The sequence below is a fragment of the Pyrinomonadaceae bacterium genome, assembly GCA_036277115.1.
Classification (GTDB): domain Bacteria; phylum Acidobacteriota; class Blastocatellia; order Pyrinomonadales; family Pyrinomonadaceae; genus UBA11740.
The window spans coordinates 105,262-121,821 of the sequence record DASUNM010000011.1 but is presented as its reverse complement, the minus strand read 5'-3'; the positions used below and the strand labels follow the sequence as shown (position 1 = coordinate 121,821).

Genomic DNA, 16,560 nt, shown 5'->3' with positions numbered 1-16,560 from the left:
TATTCGGCCTTATCTTACACGAGTGGTGCGCGACGCCGTAGCCTGCCAGCGCCCATCCCTCCAAACGAACTCGTCCGTGAAGCTGTAGACTTCGATGCCGCGCGCAGTTTCCTGCCGTAAGTAGCCATCGAGCTGGGCTCGATTCCCGTTCAGCCCCAGTCGCAGGTCCTGGAATTCCCACGACTTCACGGTTGCATCCGGCTTAATCTCGTCGAGGTACTGCTGCTTCGTGTGGACCGGATTACCCCCGCGGTAGTCTTCGGCAAGGATCTGATCGAGCGTATCTTTGTCGGCTTCGAGGTTCGCCACCGTCCACTGCTTCTCGATCTCAGTCAACTGTGACAATACGGCTTTTTCGTCGGACGGTGCTGCGCTGGCCGAGCTGGCTTCCGAAGGCGTCCGCGTATTGGGTGCTGACGACGACGGCGATTCAGTCACCACGGCGGGACTCGGATTTGGTCTATTGACGATCTTAGGGATCGCAATGACCGCCGCGATCACAATTCCGAAAAGGAACAGGATCGCGAGCCCCGCCACGACCCAGGGCCACACGCGACGCTTCGCAGGCGTCGCCGCGTAAGCCGGCAAACCCGGCAAATCCGCCATCGAACCACTAACGGTCGCTTTGCCGCCAAGCTGGCCATACTGAGTCGTCGGGATGTCACGACCGCGCGGGGACGGAGTCACTAATGTCTCATCTGAATCCGGCGGCGATTGACTCGCTAGCGGACTACCGTCGTCCAGGCAGTAAGTAATCGAATCTTCGAACTCGCGTTTGCATGTAGGACAACGCTTCATAGCCGCTCCATCACAGAGTGCCCACGATAATTACAAAGATGTAGAAGATAATGATCCCGACAATAGCCAGGCCTCCAGTAACTACGCCAATCAAGGCCATCGGTTTTCCGCCCACCCGGTCAGGCGTCTTCTTCATCTGCGACAGCGACACGGCTCCCAGCACAATTGCCGCAACCGCGAACATCGGTCCCATGCATAGCCAACCAATAGTGACACTCAGCAGGCCGAGAACCATTGACGCTGTCGCCAGGCTCTTGCTTTGAGATTGAACGTAGGGCGGTGGAGGAGGCCGCCACTCCGGCACAGGACGTTGGGGCGGCCGCCATTCTGGAGAAGACGGAGGCAGTTCGACTGTAGGGGTGCTCCACACCGGCGCGTCAGGCTGGACAGGCGGCAAGATCGCCGGCGCCGGCTCACTCGCATCGGCGGACTCGTCAACCAGCGTCGTGCCATCTTGTGTGCAGAAGGTGAGCCAGTCTTCTTCAAACGTTAGATTGCACGTGGGACAACGCTTCATGTCGTCGACGGGTTAATATTGGACTATTGGTTCAGGCTTCCCATAAAAATTGCCATTCCGTAGAGCATGAAAATCAGGAACCAGATGACAATGTAAAAGCCACTCAACGCGATTCCGATAATGGACAAGGGTTTTCCCGTGTTGGTGACTGGATCGTTCTTGATTTGCACAAGGGAGATAATCCCCAGCACAACTCCTACGGGGGCTGAAAGCAAACCAATGCTGCAACACCAGCCGATGGTTATGCTAGCGATCCCCAGAATCAGAGAGGCAACTGCCAAACCCTGCTTCTGACCGGTTCCCTGCCGCATGGGCGGCGGCGGTGGCGGCTGCCACGCGGGCGTAACGGGTTGCGGAGGGTTATAACTGCCCGGCAAATCAAACGGTTTCGGCGCGCCCGGATCTGTATTGACGGCGGGCGGAATAAAGACCGTCGGCGGCGGCTCGTTAGAGAGCGGCGCAGATTGCGTCTCAATCAGCGTGCCTCCATCGTCCGTACAGTAGGCCAGCCAATCTTCATCGAATGTGCGGTTGCAGTTTGGGCAGCGTTTCATGATAAGGGGTTGTCAGTTGTCAGTTGTCGGTTGTCAGTTGTCAGTTGTTAGTGGTCAGTAAAAACCGTCAGACAGCTTGCCGCGGGGCAACTGACAACAAACGACTGACAACTGTCGGATTTTCAAGCAATCTCAAGTCGACTAAAGAAGTAGGCAATCTCGATCGCGGCATTCTCGTCCGAGTCGGAGCCATGGGTAGCGTTCTCGCCCACCGACGATCCGAATTCTTTGCGGATGGTTCCAGCATCGGCCTTCGCGGGATCGGTAGCGCCCATCAAATCGCGCCAGGCTTTCACCGCGCCGTCCTTCTCCAAAACCATGACGACACAAGGGCCGCTCGACATGAATTCCGTCAGGCCGTCGTAGAACGGCTTGCCGCGATGCACTTCGTAGAAGCCCTCAGCTTGTTTGCGCGTCTGGTGAATCAGTTTCATTCCGCGGATACGAAAGCCACCGCCGATGATCCGATCGATAATCTTTCCTGTGTTACCGGCCGCAACTGCGTCGGGCTTGATGATTGCGAATGTTTGATTGTTCATTTTTCAGTGTTCACTGTCTTAACACACAAAGTCGTGCCTTCCGTACACGACAAGGTCCTGAATGTCGCCGGTCCGCCAGTTCCGTTGCGCCTCATTGTGACCACAAACGCCTGCCAACCTAGTGGCAAATCAATCGGGTGCTGGAGGGTGTCGAAACCTTCCGCAGAAATCCTCAGTATCAGATCTCGATGACTTCCGCACAGACCGTGCTGGTATATGTGAGCATTCCGCTCCTCGCTCCAGTAAGCTTTTGAGACTTCGGTAAAGTGTGGGTTGTAGTCGTCGTTCGGGTCCTTCCGACTAACGATCAGGCGTGCGTTGCGAATTGGTTTTCCTTCACCGTCCTCGACATAGATGGTGTTTATAGAAAATCCGCACGCTTGACCGTGGGTGTCGATACTTGGCGCACTCACGCTGAGCAGTAGTCCGGTAACTAAGATTGCGCTCTTAAACACAATGATCTCAGTTTTTCAATTCGTCTTCAGAAACCAACCGAGACTCCGAGCGCTTCCATCATCGCCGCGCCGATGTCTGCCGGGGATTTAACGACATGAATGCCGGCATCTTCGAGCGCCGCCATTTTTTCAGCCGCGGTTCCCTTCCCGCCGGCGATGATTGCGCCCGCGTGGCCCATGCGGCGTCCCGGCGGCGCGGTCTGACCGGCGATAAAGGCGACGACGGGTTTCGTAACGTGCTCTTTTGTGTACGCGGCGGCTTCTTCTTCGGCGGTACCACCGATCTCCCCAATCATCACGATGCCGTCAGTCTCTTCGTCTTCCTGAAAAAGCTTCAAAGCATCAACGTGTGTCGTGCCGACAATCGGATCGCCTCCGATGCCGATGGCCGTTGATTGTCCCAGACCGAGCGAAGTGAGCTGCCCCACGGCTTCGTAGGTCAATGTTCCGGAACGCGAGACAACGCCGACGCGTCCTTCACGATGAATGTGACCCGGCATGATTCCAATTTTGCATTTGCCCGGGCTTATAATCCCCGGACAGTTCGGGCCAATCAGTCGCGTCTGTTTGTCGCGCAGGTACTCCCTGACCTTCACCATATCGAGCGTCGGAATGCCTTCGGTAATGCAGACCACTACCGGAATGCCCGCGTCGGCGGCTTCCATGATCGCGTCCGCCGCGAACGCGGGCGGAACGTAAATCACTGACGCGTTCGCGCCGGCATCTTTCACCGCATCAGCGACAGTGTTGAAGACGGGAATAGCTTCGTGCTTCGTTCCGCCTTTGCCGGGCGTTACGCCCGCAACGACGTTAGTTCCATACTCAACCATCTGTTTGGTGTGGAACGTTCCTTCTTTGCCGGTGATGCCTTGCACGACCAGGCGCGTTGATTTATCGACGAGTACACTCATTGAAAACAGGTATCAGATGTCGGGTGTCAGATTCAGAAGTTGAAAAGCGAGCGCGCAGTATAACATCATGAGGTCAGTACCGGGAGCGGTAGCGTCCGGGTAAAAGTTTGGTGAAACTTGATTGTTTCCTTACGTTTCCACCCGGTCACCACCGCTCCCGGTACTGACCTCGGCAAGCCGTGACAGTTCTCGCTCACACGAGTTCAAATCTTGCGCCGTACTGTGGTACTTCCGTGTTCCACCCGAATCGTTCGCGAATGCGAGCCCCCATCGCGGCCGCCGCGTCCGGTTCACCGTGTGTGAGGAACACTTTCTTCGGTGCGGCCATACCGTCAAACCAACGCAGAACTTCTTTCCAGTCCGCGTGCGCTGAAAAGCCTCCGATCTTTTCGATCTGAGCGCGCACCGCGATCCATTGGCCCAGAACCTTGACCTGCTTTTCACCGTCAGCGACGCGACGTCCCAAAGTACCCGCTGCCTGATACCCGACGAACACAACAGTCGCATTTGGGTCCGGCAAAATCCGCAACGCATGATGCAAAACACGACCGCCATTCATCATGCCTGAGGCCGCAACGACGACTTTCGCGCCTTCCATGCTGTTGATGCGCTTTGAATCATCGCGGGTTTTGCAAGCGAGCATCCTGCGAGTCTGCAACGGTGTCGGATCCGTCTTCAATGCGAGCTTGTATTCCTCATCGTGTTCTTCGGTGCGTGCCGCATACGCGCGCGTGGTTGCGTCGGCCATCGGCGAGTCGACGCACACGGGCAACACCGGAATTCGGTTTTCGTTCTCTAACTCGCGAATGAAATAAACGATCTCCTGCGCGCGTCCCACCGCGAACGAAGGGATGAGCACCGGCCCGTTGTGCGCCCCCGCCGCGTTGATGATGCGCTCAAGAGCGTCCTTCGGATGTTCAATAGCGTGCGCGCGATCGCCGTAAGTAGACTCAACCACGACGTAGTCACAAGCCGGGGGCGGCTCAGGATCGCGAATGATCGGCTGGTCATACTTGCCGAGGTCGCCGGAGAAAAGCACGCGACGCTCCTCCCCTCCGTGCGCGACTTTAACGAGGACCTGACTGGAACCAAGGATGTGACCGGCGATTCGGAACTCGGCGTGGATATCCTTCGCGACGCGAACCGGCGCCCCGTCGTTCGGCACGATCTCAAGCAGCTTCAAGGCCTCACGCGCGTCCTGCTCGGTGTAAAGCGGCAGCGCCGGCGTATGTTTCGTGATCTTGTGCCGATTGCGATAGTCGGCTTCTTCTTCCTGCAAACGCGCCGAGTCAGGCAAAAGTATTCGCGCCAGATCGGCGGTTCCGCGTGAGCAATAGACTGGTCCACGAAAACCGTGACGCACCAGCCGCGGCAGGTAACCGGTGTGATCGATGTGCGCGTGCGTCAGCAGCACCGCGTCAAGTGAAGCAGCATTGAAAGGAGGTTCTTCCCAATTGCGTTCCCGCAACTCGCGTCCGCCCTGGAACAGCCCGGAATCAATCAGCACGCGTCCGCGATCCGATTCGATCAGGTATTTCGAGCCGGTAACCGTCCCAGCCGCGCCCCAAAATGTAAGTGATGACATTGAGGAAGATGGTAGCCGAAGAGTGACCGCCAGAGAAACATGGCGCGTTCTCCCTTCTCCCCGTGGGAGAAGGGTTGGGGATGAGGGGCGAAGCTAGCGCTTCCACAAACTAAAGGAAATTTTCATTCCATCTCTCCAAACCTTGGAGAGATGGAATGAGGAAATGCTTTAAAGCATTAAGGCGACGCGCTGCCCCTCACCCAGCCCTCTCCCAAAGGGCGAGGGGAAAAGACTTTTTAAACTTTGCATCCGCTCGCATAACTCGGCGTCTCATTCCACCGGCTTGAATAAGAACCAACACGAGCCCTTTTCATGAACCCCCCGCTCGCTTATCATGCAACGCGATTAGAGTTCCGGGAGCATATCAATGAACATTTTATCCCTTCGCTTAACTTCTGTTCTTGTTTCTGTTTTTGCAGCAACGTGTCTCGTAATATCGCCAGTAGCGACGGCTGAACGCTCGTCAACATCAGCCACAACGTCCGCCGCGCAATACGGCGATCCCTACACCAATTTCCGCAACGTGCGTTATACAAACGCCGGATTGCTGAATGAGCGGGACGAGGTAAAACTCGGCACGCAACTGCATCGACAAGCGACGAAGAAGTTCCGTCTCACGGACGTCGGACTTGATCGCGTCGAAAGGGTTGGCCAGCGGCTCGCGCGTGCCAGTGTGCGGCCGAGCCTGCTTTACAAGTTCCACGTGATCGAGAGCCGTGAAATCAACGGTTTTGCTCTGCCGGGCGGCCACATTTACATCACCACCGGTCTGCTCAAGCTCGCGAACGACAACGAACTCGCTTCGGTGCTGGGACACGAGGTTGGTCACATCGCGGCGCGGCACAGCTTGAAGACTTTGAAGCGACGGCAGGAGTACAACGCGTTCGCGAAATCAGTCGGCGAGCTGACCGGCGTGGCCGGGGACATCGGCAGAGACCTGGGTGTGACCCTCACCCAAATATTCAACGAAGGCGTTCTAACTATTCACTCACGCGACGAAGAACGCGAGGCGGATTATCTCGGCGTGCGCACCATGGCGAAGGCGGGTTTCGATCCGCAGGGCATGGTCACGATGTTTCAGAAGCTGCAACGAGTGAAGGGACAAACGCCGGATCTGATCAGCAGCCTGCTTTCCGACCATCCCGACGTGCAGGAGCGAATCGATAACACTCGTTATGAGATTGCGAGGTTGAGGCGGTAAGACGATCCAAAGCCACGAGAGTCTTCTCAGTCACACCGGGCTTCAGCCCGGTGATGAGAGTCCCGTAAAATCATAAAAACCGTTTCAACGCTTTTCATATCGTTGACTCACTTCGACAACCCGAAGGGTTGTCAGAAAGTAGCCGGTGGTCGGAGTCCGCGGAGACCACCGGAAACGCGAGATTAATTTGGTCGCACCCCGGAGGGGTGCGAGATCTCTCGCTGTAAAGATCTTTTACATTGACCTTGTAATCTAGACTTCAGATTATGGGTTCAACCTTCTTCAGCCTGCACTATCACCTCGTCTTCTCGACCAAAGAACGACGACCTTTCATTAAGTCGGAATGGCAGCCACGACTTCATGCATACCTCGGCGGGATCATTAAAGGCATGAACGGCGTGCCCGAGATTGTCGGCGGAGTTGAGGATCATGTTCATATCCTGGCGAGTCTCAGGCCAGTGCATTGCATCGCAGATGTACTTCGCGACTTGAAGAAGGAATCGTCCACGTGGACTAAAGAGAATTTTGATCGCCGATTCAAATGGCAAGAGGGTTATGCGGCGTTCACCGTAAGCCCCACGGCGACCGACTCCGTGCGGCGCTACATTGCCACGCAGGAGGCGCATCATCGTGAATATTCATTTGTTGATGAATTGAGAGAGCTTCTCAACGCGGCCGGTATCAAATTTGACGAGAAGTACTTGTTGTCACGTCTGGCACCCCTTCGGGGTGCCGTCATGATTAACGACTTTTCCGGTGGTCTTCGCGGACTCCGACCACCGGCTACTTTCTGACAACCCTTCGGGTTGCGCCACCGGGCTAAAGCCCTGTGTGAATGAGAGCTGCTTTTCTTTGAGGCAAAGTGGCCATTCTAAGCTGCTAACGCGACAACCTTCTCCGCCGCGTCCTTCATTCCATTCGCCACCGTGAAGTTCATTCCTGACTCGCGAATGACGCGTTGGCCTTCTTCAACATTCGTGCCTTCGAGCCGTACGACGACAGGAATCTTCAGGTCCAAACTCTTTGCCGCGCCGACTACGCCGCGCGCCACCATGTCGCAACGCACAATGCCGCCGAAAATATTTACCAGCACGGCGCGGACGTGTTCGTCGGCGAGCAGAATTCTAAAAGCCGCTTCGACGCGTTCCTGCGATGCGCCGCCGCCGACGTCGAGAAAGTTTGCCGGCTCGCCGCCCGCGAGTTTAATGATGTCCATCGTGGCCATCGCCAGGCCCGCGCCATTAACCATGCAACCGATGTTACCGTCGAGCTTGATGTAGTTCAGATCAAACTTCGACGCTTCGATCTCCAGCGGTTCTTCTTCATTCAAGTCGCGCAGTTCTTTGTAGTCCGGGTGACGGAACATCGCGTTATCGTCGAAGTTGACCTTCGCGTCGAGCGCGATCAGCCGGTTGTCCTTCGTCAAAAGAAACGGATTGATTTCGAGGAGTGACGCGTCCATCGCTTCGGACGCGGTGTAGAGCGACTGCATGAACTTGGCGGCCGGTGAAACTAATTCAGCAGGCAGGCCGAGCGCGAAAGCCAGCTTCCTCGCTTGAAACGGTCGAAAGCCAACCGATGGATCGATCGTCTCTTTAAAGATCTGCTCAGGCGTTTTGGCCGCAACTTCTTCAATGTCCATACCGCCCGCGGCTGAAGCCATGAACACCGGCCGCCCGGTCGCCCGATCCAAAACGATGCCGAGATAGAACTCTCGATCGATCGGCAAGCCTTCCTCGATCAGAAGCACGCCCACCTCTCGGCCTTCCGGTCCGGTCTGGTGTGTCACGAGTTTCATGCCGAGCATTTTTTCCGCGATGTCGCGTGCTTCCTCGGGAGTCTTCGCCAGTTTGACGCCGCCGCCCTTCCCCCGGCCGCCCGCATGAATCTGTGCCTTTACGACGACGGGTGTCGTCGCCAGTTCCTGCGCCGCAGCAAACGCTTCATCAGCGGTGCGCGCAACAATCCCGCGCGGCACTGGCACACCGAATTTTTTTAGTAACTCTTTGCCCTGGTACTCGTGTATCTTCATCGCATTAAATTAAGGCAGTTCGGTCCAGCCGAACCGTCACCGTCGCTGTGTTCAAATTCGAGTTTGTAAAACCGAATGAGTTTACCGAGCCGCCGACCGGCTCGCAACCGAACCCGCTTCCAGATTCATCTGAGTGACTCGGAAACTGAAATGGACCGCCGTGCATTTTTAAGAGGAGCAGCCGTATCCGCTGTCGCTTTGCGTTTGGGCGCGGCGATGCCCCGCAGCGTCTCTGCGTCCGCGATCGCGGCGCCGGAATTTCCGGCAATGACGAATCATTTGCTGAACCAGGTGAATCTTGAGCGTGCGGAGTTGGGGCGGAAGTCGCTGAAGCTCGATTCGCTGGCTTGCGCGGTCGCGCAGAAGCACGCAACCGAGATGGCGCGAAACAATTTCCTCAGCCACTGGAGTATGGACGGCCGGAAGCCGTATCACCGCTATTCGTTCGCCGGCGGCGTGGAAGCAACACAGGAAAACGACGCCGCGGTTGACACCGGCACGCCCATAGCTTCGGCTGACGTCCCGATTCATTTGATGTCACTGCACAGATCCATGCACGACGAAGTAGCGCCCGATGACGGACATCGCAAGGCGATTCTTAATCCAATAAACACACACGTGGGCTTCGGTTACGCGGATTACGGTTTCTGTGTCCGACTATGCGAGTTGTACGTCGCACGCTATGTCTCGATCGATCCCTACGCTGTAACCGCTTCACCGCGCGACCGGGTCGTTTTGAGCGGGCGGCTTCTGGAACCGGCTTATTCGCTCGAGGGCATCGATGTTTTTTACGAACCGCTTCCCGTGCCGCCGGATATCGCGTGGCTTCGCATTCCGCGTCCCTACGGTTTACCCGACGAGCGGGAATCGCTGCTGCCGAAACTTGATCGAAACCATTTCTATGAAGACGGTTCCAAAGGATCGATCGAGCTGAAAAGTCGCGGCAGGTTTCAGGCTCCATTTCTGCTGAGTCGAAAGGAGCCCGGAATCTACACGGCCGTGGTGTGGATTGCGCGGTCAGCGAAGGAGGCGCCGTTTCCCGCGACGCAAGTATGCGTGCGCGCCGAATGACCGCGTTTTTCGTCGGTAGGGCACGCCTCAGGCGTGCTTTATCGCGAAACAAAGCACGCCGGAGGCGTGCGTACCGCCGGAGAGGAGAACCAATGAACGAGGTCATCGTTACATCTCTGGGCAATCTGCGAAATGAAGTGACGTATGGCGACTCACACTCGTTGATAACGGACGAGCCGGTCGCCGCCGGAGGCGAAGATGCCGGGCCGGATCCTTACACGCTTCTGCTCGGTGCCCTCGGCACTTGTATTTCCATGACCGTAACGCTTTACGCGCGCCGCAAAGCCTGGCCGGTGGAGCGCGTGACCGTGCGCCTGCGGCAACAAAGAATTCACGGCAAGGACTGCGCGGAATGTGAAGCGAAGCCCGAAGGCTACGTTCAGCGAATTGAGCGAAGCGTGACTATCGAAGGAAGTCTCACCGAAGAACAACAGGCGCGGCTTCAGGAGATTGCCCACAAGTGTCCCGTTCACAAGACTCTGACCTCGCCAATTATCATTACTGAGATGACCGCATGAAAAAGTTTGCCGCCATTGTGCTGCTTGCGCTTGCCTCCGCATCGTTCGTCGCCGCGCAAGCCCCATTAAATAGACGCGCGCTCGCCACTCAAGTCCGCACCGAGTTCCTGCACGCCTGGAACGGCTATAAGAAACATTGTTGGGGACACGACGAGCTAAAGCCGATCAGCAAGACTTGTCATGACTGGTACGGCACTTCGCTCTTGATGACACCAGTGGACTCGCTCGACACGCTGATCCTGATGGATCTGAACTCCGAAGCGAAGACGACCCGCGAATACATCGCCACTCACCTCTCGTTCGACAAAGACATTTACGTCCAGAACTTCGAGATCACGATTCGCCTTTTGGGTGGATTGCTTACCGGTTATGAAATGACCGGCGACAAGCGCTTGCTAAAACTCGCGGACGATTTGGGCACTCGACTGCTGCCGGTATTCGAATCCCCCACGGGCCTGCCCTATCGCTACGTGAATCTGAAAACCGGGAAGATTCGCGGCAATGTTTCCAATCCTGCGGAAACCGGCACGCTCTTGATCGAATTCGGCACTTTGGCCAAGCACACCGGCAAACGAATTTACTTCGACAAGGCCAAGCGCGCACTGGTCGAAACTTACAATCGCCGCTCATCGATTGGCCTGGTGGGCACATGGATCAATGTCGAGACCGGACAATGGACCAATACCGACAGCCACATCAGCGGCGCGATCGACAGCTACTACGAATATCTTTTGAAGTGCGCAATTCTTTTTAATGACAGCGATTGCCGGCGCATGTGGAACGACAGCAGTGCGGCAATTAACAAGTACCTGGCTGATGAAGTTCGTCCAAGTACGAGTACGATTCTCGGACCGCCGATTAAAGAATTGTGGTACGGACATGCCGACATGAAGTCCGGCAAGAGAACAGCGACGACTTACGGCGCCCTCGATGCTTTTTTTCCGGCAGTGCTGATGCTTTCTGGCGACATCAAGCGCGCCGATCGCCTCCAGAATTCGTCATTTGTGATGTGGTTCAAGCATCACATTGAGCCCGAAAAAATCGATTATCAAACGATGCAAGTGACTTCTCCTGCATACCATTTGCGCCCTGAAATAGTTGAATCGACGTATTACCTTCATCAACACTATCACCGGGGCAGGCGGAATCATGTAAGCCGGAAGCTCGCTGATTATTACCAGTCGATGGCTGCGGCAATGTGGGAAGACTTCATGAAGCACTGCCGCACGGACGAAGCCTATGCCGCGCTGAAGAGCGTCGTCACGAAAGAGAAAAACGACTCGATGCAGAGTTTTGTGTTCGCGGAAACCTTCAAGTATTTCTATCTGCTGTTTGCTCCACGTACGACATTGAACTTTGATAGAGTGATCTTCAATACCGAAGCTCATCCGGTGCGCAGAAAGTGATTTCGGAATTTCGTACCTTGCGTTTTCTCCCTCTCCGCATGCGGAGAGGGGGTTAGGGGGAGAGGACGGCGCGCGAACCCCACCCCCAGCCCCTCCCCGCACGCGGGGAGGGAGGAGTTTTTCCAGGCATGTCTCAGTCAGACGATAATCGTCAGAAGCTCATCGCCATTCTCCAACTCGCGTACTCCGGCGAGTTGGCAGCAGCGTACGCCTATCGCGGTCACTGGCATTCCGTCAGCGCCGCTGATGAGCGCGAATCGATTCGCACAATTGAAGAAGATGAATGGCGGCACCGGAAACTCGTCGGCGAAATGCTAGCTGCCCTCGGCAGCGCGCCCAATAAAAGACGCGAGACACGAGCGACAATCATCGGCCGCACGCTGGGATTTCTTTGTCACGTTTCGGGGTGGCTGGCACCGATGTACGGCGCGGGCAAACTCGAGAGCCGGAACATCGTCGAGTACGAAACCGCGGCGCGTTATGCGCGGGACTCCGGTCAAACCGAACTGATCGATTGCCTGCTCGAGATGGCCGAAGTCGAGTGGGATCACGAAAAGTATTTTCGGTCGCAGGTGCTGCGTCACGCGCTCGGGCGGCGTTTACCGATTTGGCCTGAGCCACCAGCGAAAGAATCGATTCGACAATCGTTCGAACGAGAACGAGGCTCCTGGAGTGCGGCGGCTTGATGCCGCTTTTGGGGCGGTCGATAACAAAAGCGCTATCAAGCCAGCGCACTTTAAATTTTCCAGCCATCTTGATCGCATGAAGATCCAACAATCAAAAAGCACGCTTACCGCGGGAGCAACCCTGTTCCTGCTCTTCTTCAGTCTGCCGGCCTTCGCACAACAACCAACCTTCTCACGCGACGCCTTGATTTCGGCCGCGCGTGAAATCATGACCACCACGCGCTACTGCGCTTTGATTACCACGGGCCGCAATGGTCGCACTCACGCGCGAACAATGGACGCTTTCACTCCCGAAGAAGACATGACTGTTTGGCTGGCAACCAATCCACGCAGCCGCAAAGTCGCCGAAATCCGCCGCCACCCGAAAGTGACGCTTTATTACTTCGATCGTGAGAGTGCGGCTTACGTCACGGTTTACGGAACCGCGCGCCTGGTAAGCGACCAAACCGAAAAAGCCAAACGATGGAAAGACGACTGGAAGGCTTTCTATCCCGATCGCGACAAGAGTTACCTGCTCATCAAAGTCACACCGGAACGGCTCGAAGTTGTGAACATCAACAAGGGAGTTGTCGGCACTTCGCCCACGTGGCAACCACTGTCCGTTGATTTCCGGCGGCATTGACTCTGCTATGCTTTTCCCGTAAAAAGCGCCTGCGCAAACGCCTTGCCCGCGCCCTTTCGCTCTATCGATCTTCTCTGGGAGAAAGAATTATGCCCCGACAACGTTCACGCAGTTTCTTCATTTCGATTCTAATCGCCGTCAGCATCGCCGCTTTGTCGCTCTCCGGTTGCAGCAAAGGCGGCGGCGGTAACAATCTGCACGTTAAGTCACCGGCGGCCGGCGAAAAGGATCTCGCCGTCAAATCCGCTTACACGTTCGCGGTCACCAAGTCATTCACGGACATCAATCAGAAAATCACCACCGCCGTCGTCTACAACGTCTTTACGGCGAATTACGATCTCGACTCGGCTAATTTCGGAATGACCCTCGAAAAGCCGATGGCCTCGGACGAAAACATGCGCGTTGTCTTCAGCCTGGTCGGCGAAGAAGGCACGAAGGATCCCACGGCGCTTAAAACCGGCACCTACTCAGCTAAAGCCGACAAGTACATGAAAGTCGAAACGGTCGGCATCGTGACGCGCAAAGGCAACGCTGACACAAAAACCTGGTTCGACCGCAGCAGTCTGAACGGACAAGTCACGCTCACGTCGGTCACGGACGATTCAATCTCCGGCGACATCGATGTGACGGCCGGCGACAGCACGATCAAAGGTTCGTTCACGGCAAAGATTCTGAAGCGGAAGTAATTTGGAGTGCGGCGGTAACTCCCTCTCCCTTTGGGAGAGGGCTGGGGTGAGGGAGCAAGTTTAGCGGCAGAGTAAGAGAAAAGTGTTTCTTATCCCCCGCGCTAATCCCTCACCCTAACCCTCTCCCACAGGGAGGGAACAGAATACGAAAGCGCCTTCGAGCCGGCGCGCTCCAGTCACAAAAGCGATGGCGATTTCTGCGGCCCTCGTTTACAATCGGCGCATGACCGAGGTCGCGGCCGTTACCGAACGGCGCCAGACAGTCAGCGAAGAGATCGCCAACAGTATCAGCCATGGAATTGGTCTGCTGCTCGCGATCGCCGCGGCGCCGTTTTTAATCCTGACCGCCGCGCGCGCGGGCAGCATTTGGAACATCGTCGGCGTCAGCGTCTTCGCGACTTCGATGATGCTGCTTTACCTCGCTTCGACGCTCTATCACGCAATTCCCTACGATCGCGCCAAGCGCGTTTTCCGCCTCCTCGATCACGGGGCGATCTTCATTTTGATTGCGGGCACCTACACGCCATTCACGCTGGGAGTGATGCGCGGACCATGGGGCTGGACCTTGTTTGGACTCGTCTGGTCGCTGGCGGTTTTCGGGTTAACCATGAAAGCCATCTTCGGCACGCAGCATCGCTGGCTGACTGTTCCGCTTTACCTGTTGATGGGCTGGCTCGCGGTGATTGCCGCGCCGCATATTCTTTTCACCATGCCGTGGGCGGCGCTGTTTTGGATAGTGGCGGGCGGTCTGGCCTACACCGCCGGCACGATCTGCTTCAGAATGCACTCAATTCGCTATAGCCATTTCGCCTGGCATCTTTTTGTGCTTGCCGGCACTACCTGTCACTTCTTTGCGGTGCTCTGGTACTCGGCCTAAGGCCGGTGATATCATCCCGCCACGAAAATGTTCCAAGGTTGGATTCATTTGAGACCTCTCGACGACCGCGTCAACCTCTTCGCGGACTAGTACCCATCCATCAACATCTCGTTTGAAACGGCACTTCCCGAAAGTGTCAAACCCGAGGCTTTCACTTCAAGGAGTAAAGAGATGATGGAAACCGCATTAGCTGTAAAACGACCTGAGATCAAAACCGAACTGCCGGGTCCCAAGGGGCGAAAGATTATCGCCGCCGATGCGCGCTACGTGAATCCAGCGTATCCGCGTCCTGACTTTAAGCTTGTCGCCGAACGCGCCCAGGGCGTGTGGGTCGAAGACGTTGACGGCAACGTTTTTCTCGATTGCAACGCCGGCGTGGCCGTGTGCTCAACCGGACATTGCCATCCGGAAGTCGTCAAAGCGATTCAGGATCAAGCCGCGCAACTGATCCACATCTGCGGCACGGATTATTACTATCAATTGATGCCTGACCTGGCTGAGGCTTTGGACGCCATCACGCCGGTGCCTAGTCCGACCCGCACTCATTTTGCCAACAGCGGAACTGAGGCGGTCGAGACCGCTTTGAAGCTGGCCATGCATGCGACCGGACGCGAGAAATTCATCGCGTTCTTTGGCAGCTTTCACGGACGCACGTTGGGCTCGCTGTCGCTTACTTCGTCAAAGGCGGCGCAACGATCTGGTTTCAAACGGCAAGCGCTCGACGTCGTACACGTGCCTTATCCGAACGACTATCGCAATCCCTTCAGTGCTGAAGATTGCGGCACCGGCGGCGCGGCGCAAGGGGCGCTTAATTGGATCGAAAATCGTCTCTTCAAAACGACGACGCCGCCTGAAGAAGTGGCCGCGATCGTGGTCGAGCCGATTCAGGGTGAAGGCGGTTATGTACCGGCGCCGAAGGGTTTTCTGCAAGGCCTGCGGCGGATTTGCGATGAACACGGAATCCTTCTCATCTTTGACGAAGTGCAAAGCGGCATGGGCCGCACCGGCAAAATGTTCGCTTGCGAGCACGACGATGTGCGGCCGGATGTCATCTGCATCGCGAAAGGCATCGCTTCCGGGTTGCCGCTCGGCGCGTGCGTCGCGCGCGCAGACTTGATGGATTGGCAAAAGGGCGCGCATGCCTCGACGTTCGGCGGAAATCCGGTGGCTATTGCGGCGGCGATGAAGACGATTGAATTGCTTGAGCGTGAGCTGGTCGCGAATGCAGCGGAAGTCGGCGATTACCTGAAACGCGGTTTAAAAAAGCTGATGGCAAAGCACGAGTGCATCGGTGACGTGCGTGGCAAAGGCTTCATGCTCGGCGTTGAGTTCGTTAAAGACAAAACCAGCCGCACCCCCGATCCGGATTTACGCGATCGCGTTGAGATGGCCGTATTCGAACGTGGATTGATTCTGTTGGGCTGCGGCGCCAACACGATTCGCTGGTCACCGCCGTTGATCTTAACGAAAGAGCATGTCGACGTAGCATTGGAGATCTTTGATGACGCTATTAAGGCGTCGGTCTAGGCCGATCTAGGTACGCACGCCCCCGGCGTGCAGCTGTTTAAAGTCGGGCTACTGCCCGACAAGAGGCGGGCGGTAGCCCGCCTCTAAACTTCCAATGGAGAGAACTCGGTAAATGTTCGAAGGTAAAGTCATCTCAATCAACATCACACCGCAGGCCGAAGCGCCCATGCAATCGGTCGATGAAGTCCGGGCCATTCCCGGTCGCGGACTGGAAGGCGATCGCTATTTTGATAACAAGGGCCGCGCGCCTGAAGTTAAGCGCGAATTGACGCTGATCGAGGCTGAAGCCATTGAAGCGTTTAAAAGCGAACTCAACGTTGATTACGGCTTGGGCGACAGCCGCCGCAACGTGGTCACGCGCGGGGTGCCACTTAATCATCTGGTCGGAAAGGAATTCTGGGTCGGCGAGGTGAAAGCGCGCGGCATTATGCTGTGTGAGCCGTGCGCGCATCTGCAAAAGCTCACCGTCAAACAGGTCCTGCCGGGGCTGATTCATCGCGCCGGTTTGCGCGCCCAGATTTTGTCGGAAGGTACCATTCGCGTGGGCGCGACGGTCAAAGAAGCCCGACCGTAAG

General features: G+C 56.4%; 19 protein-coding genes. 11 read left to right on the top strand and 8 right to left on the bottom strand.

Annotation, left to right across the window (positions count from 1 at the left end; genetic code table 11):
* Positions 1 to 9 precede the first annotated feature (9 nt).
* The 7 genes from VFX97_02335 to VFX97_02305 form a co-directional block, all read right to left on the bottom strand.
* Positions 10 to 798: a DUF4440 domain-containing protein gene (locus VFX97_02335; GenBank protein HEX5702040.1), complete on the bottom strand. Its 789-nt coding sequence runs from the start codon at positions 796 to 798 to the stop codon at positions 10 to 12.
* Positions 799 to 808: 10 nt separating this feature from the next.
* Positions 809 to 1,315 carry a DUF4190 domain-containing protein gene (locus tag VFX97_02330; GenBank protein ID HEX5702039.1) on the bottom strand — a complete coding sequence of 169 codons (507 nt, stop codon included), beginning with the start codon at positions 1,313 to 1,315 and terminating at the stop codon, positions 809 to 811.
* Positions 1,316 to 1,338: 23 nt separating this feature from the next.
* Positions 1,339 to 1,869: a DUF4190 domain-containing protein gene (locus VFX97_02325; protein ID HEX5702038.1), complete on the bottom strand. Its 531-nt coding sequence runs from the start codon at positions 1,867 to 1,869 to the stop codon at positions 1,339 to 1,341.
* Between the two features lie 122 nt (positions 1,870 to 1,991).
* A complete protein-coding gene (ndk, locus tag VFX97_02320; protein HEX5702037.1) occupies positions 1,992 to 2,408 on the bottom strand; it encodes a nucleoside-diphosphate kinase in 417 nt (138 codons plus the stop codon).
* A complete protein-coding gene (locus tag VFX97_02315) occupies positions 2,405 to 2,863 on the bottom strand; it encodes a hypothetical protein (GenBank protein ID HEX5702036.1) in 459 nt (152 codons plus the stop codon). The genes ndk and VFX97_02315 overlap by 4 nt, the downstream gene beginning before the upstream one ends.
* Before the next feature lie 26 nt (positions 2,864 to 2,889).
* Positions 2,890 to 3,774, bottom strand: a complete 885-nt coding sequence (gene sucD, locus VFX97_02310; protein HEX5702035.1) for a succinate--CoA ligase subunit alpha — start codon at positions 3,772 to 3,774, stop codon at positions 2,890 to 2,892.
* Between the two features lie 193 nt (positions 3,775 to 3,967).
* Positions 3,968 to 5,359, bottom strand: a complete 1,392-nt coding sequence (locus tag VFX97_02305; GenBank protein HEX5702034.1) for an MBL fold metallo-hydrolase — start codon at positions 5,357 to 5,359, stop codon at positions 3,968 to 3,970.
* Between the two features lie 367 nt (positions 5,360 to 5,726).
* Between VFX97_02305 and VFX97_02300 the strand changes: the two genes are divergently transcribed.
* A complete protein-coding gene (locus tag VFX97_02300; GenBank protein ID HEX5702033.1) occupies positions 5,727 to 6,560 on the top strand; it encodes a M48 family metallopeptidase in 834 nt (277 codons plus the stop codon).
* Positions 6,561 to 6,826: 266 nt separating this feature from the next.
* On the top strand, positions 6,827 to 7,354 hold the full coding sequence (tnpA, locus tag VFX97_02295; GenBank protein HEX5702032.1) for an IS200/IS605 family transposase: 528 nt from the start codon (positions 6,827 to 6,829) through the stop codon (positions 7,352 to 7,354).
* 77 nt (positions 7,355 to 7,431) lie between these two features.
* Here tnpA and sucC read toward each other — a convergent pair whose 3' ends face one another.
* Positions 7,432 to 8,592 carry an ADP-forming succinate--CoA ligase subunit beta gene (gene sucC / locus VFX97_02290; protein ID HEX5702031.1) on the bottom strand — a complete coding sequence of 387 codons (1,161 nt, stop codon included), beginning with the start codon at positions 8,590 to 8,592 and terminating at the stop codon, positions 7,432 to 7,434.
* A 150-nt stretch (positions 8,593 to 8,742) separates the two neighbouring features.
* Between sucC and VFX97_02285 the strand changes: the two genes are divergently transcribed.
* The 9 genes from VFX97_02285 (at position 8,743) to VFX97_02245 (ending at position 16,559) form a co-directional block, all read left to right on the top strand.
* Complete coding sequence (locus tag VFX97_02285) at positions 8,743 to 9,663, top strand: CAP domain-containing protein (GenBank protein ID HEX5702030.1); 921 nt, start codon at positions 8,743 to 8,745, stop codon at positions 9,661 to 9,663.
* A gap of 92 nt (positions 9,664 to 9,755) precedes the next feature.
* Positions 9,756 to 10,181, top strand: coding sequence for an OsmC family protein (locus VFX97_02280; protein ID HEX5702029.1), 426 nt, complete (start codon positions 9,756 to 9,758; stop codon positions 10,179 to 10,181).
* Positions 10,178 to 11,587, top strand: coding sequence for a glycoside hydrolase family 47 protein (locus VFX97_02275; GenBank protein HEX5702028.1), 1,410 nt, complete (start codon positions 10,178 to 10,180; stop codon positions 11,585 to 11,587). The genes VFX97_02280 and VFX97_02275 overlap by 4 nt, the downstream gene beginning before the upstream one ends.
* Positions 11,588 to 11,715: 128 nt before the next feature.
* Positions 11,716 to 12,273 (top strand): ferritin-like domain-containing protein, encoded by a 558-nt coding sequence (locus tag VFX97_02270; GenBank protein ID HEX5702027.1) that lies wholly within the window; start codon positions 11,716 to 11,718, stop codon positions 12,271 to 12,273.
* Between the two features lie 76 nt (positions 12,274 to 12,349).
* On the top strand, positions 12,350 to 12,895 hold the full coding sequence (locus VFX97_02265; GenBank protein HEX5702026.1) for a pyridoxamine 5'-phosphate oxidase family protein: 546 nt from the start codon (positions 12,350 to 12,352) through the stop codon (positions 12,893 to 12,895).
* 89 nt (positions 12,896 to 12,984) lie between these two features.
* Positions 12,985 to 13,581 (top strand): hypothetical protein, encoded by a 597-nt coding sequence (locus tag VFX97_02260; GenBank protein HEX5702025.1) that lies wholly within the window; start codon positions 12,985 to 12,987, stop codon positions 13,579 to 13,581.
* A gap of 187 nt (positions 13,582 to 13,768) precedes the next feature.
* Positions 13,769 to 14,458, top strand: a complete 690-nt coding sequence (locus VFX97_02255; GenBank protein ID HEX5702024.1) for a hemolysin III family protein — start codon at positions 13,769 to 13,771, stop codon at positions 14,456 to 14,458.
* A gap of 171 nt (positions 14,459 to 14,629) precedes the next feature.
* The gene (locus VFX97_02250) at positions 14,630 to 15,985 is read left to right on the top strand and encodes an acetyl ornithine aminotransferase family protein (GenBank protein HEX5702023.1); all 1,356 of its coding nucleotides are present in this window, start codon (positions 14,630 to 14,632) and stop codon (positions 15,983 to 15,985) included.
* Positions 15,986 to 16,097: 112 nt separating this feature from the next.
* Positions 16,098 to 16,559, top strand: coding sequence for an MOSC domain-containing protein (locus VFX97_02245; GenBank protein HEX5702022.1), 462 nt, complete (start codon positions 16,098 to 16,100; stop codon positions 16,557 to 16,559).
* Position 16,560 lies beyond the last annotated feature (1 nt).

Excerpts from the sequence above, each read along its gene's own strand:
- VFX97_02335 (HEX5702040.1), bottom strand. The coding sequence starts at position 798 with ATGAAGCGTTGTCCTACATGCAAACGCGAGTTCGAAGATTCGATTACT.
- VFX97_02330 (HEX5702039.1), bottom strand. The coding sequence starts at position 1,315 with ATGAAGCGTTGTCCCACGTGCAATCTAACGTTTGAAGAAGACTGGCTC.
- VFX97_02325 (HEX5702038.1), bottom strand. The coding sequence starts at position 1,869 with ATGAAACGCTGCCCAAACTGCAACCGCACATTCGATGAAGATTGGCTG.
- ndk (HEX5702037.1), bottom strand. The coding sequence starts at position 2,408 with ATGAACAATCAAACATTCGCAATCATCAAGCCCGACGCAGTTGCGGCC.
- sucD (HEX5702035.1), bottom strand. The coding sequence starts at position 3,774 with ATGAGTGTACTCGTCGATAAATCAACGCGCCTGGTCGTGCAAGGCATC.
- VFX97_02305 (HEX5702034.1), bottom strand. The coding sequence starts at position 5,359 with ATGTCATCACTTACATTTTGGGGCGCGGCTGGGACGGTTACCGGCTCG.
- VFX97_02300 (HEX5702033.1), top strand. The coding sequence starts at position 5,727 with ATGAACATTTTATCCCTTCGCTTAACTTCTGTTCTTGTTTCTGTTTTT.
- tnpA (HEX5702032.1), top strand. The coding sequence starts at position 6,827 with ATGGGTTCAACCTTCTTCAGCCTGCACTATCACCTCGTCTTCTCGACC.
- sucC (HEX5702031.1), bottom strand. The coding sequence starts at position 8,592 with ATGAAGATACACGAGTACCAGGGCAAAGAGTTACTAAAAAAATTCGGT.
- VFX97_02285 (HEX5702030.1), top strand. The coding sequence starts at position 8,743 with ATGGACCGCCGTGCATTTTTAAGAGGAGCAGCCGTATCCGCTGTCGCT.
- VFX97_02280 (HEX5702029.1), top strand. The coding sequence starts at position 9,756 with ATGAACGAGGTCATCGTTACATCTCTGGGCAATCTGCGAAATGAAGTG.
- VFX97_02275 (HEX5702028.1), top strand. The coding sequence starts at position 10,178 with ATGAAAAAGTTTGCCGCCATTGTGCTGCTTGCGCTTGCCTCCGCATCG.
- VFX97_02270 (HEX5702027.1), top strand. The coding sequence starts at position 11,716 with ATGTCTCAGTCAGACGATAATCGTCAGAAGCTCATCGCCATTCTCCAA.
- VFX97_02265 (HEX5702026.1), top strand. The coding sequence starts at position 12,350 with ATGAAGATCCAACAATCAAAAAGCACGCTTACCGCGGGAGCAACCCTG.
- VFX97_02260 (HEX5702025.1), top strand. The coding sequence starts at position 12,985 with ATGCCCCGACAACGTTCACGCAGTTTCTTCATTTCGATTCTAATCGCC.
- VFX97_02255 (HEX5702024.1), top strand. The coding sequence starts at position 13,769 with ATGGCGATTTCTGCGGCCCTCGTTTACAATCGGCGCATGACCGAGGTC.
- VFX97_02250 (HEX5702023.1), top strand. The coding sequence starts at position 14,630 with ATGATGGAAACCGCATTAGCTGTAAAACGACCTGAGATCAAAACCGAA.
- VFX97_02245 (HEX5702022.1), top strand. The coding sequence starts at position 16,098 with ATGTTCGAAGGTAAAGTCATCTCAATCAACATCACACCGCAGGCCGAA.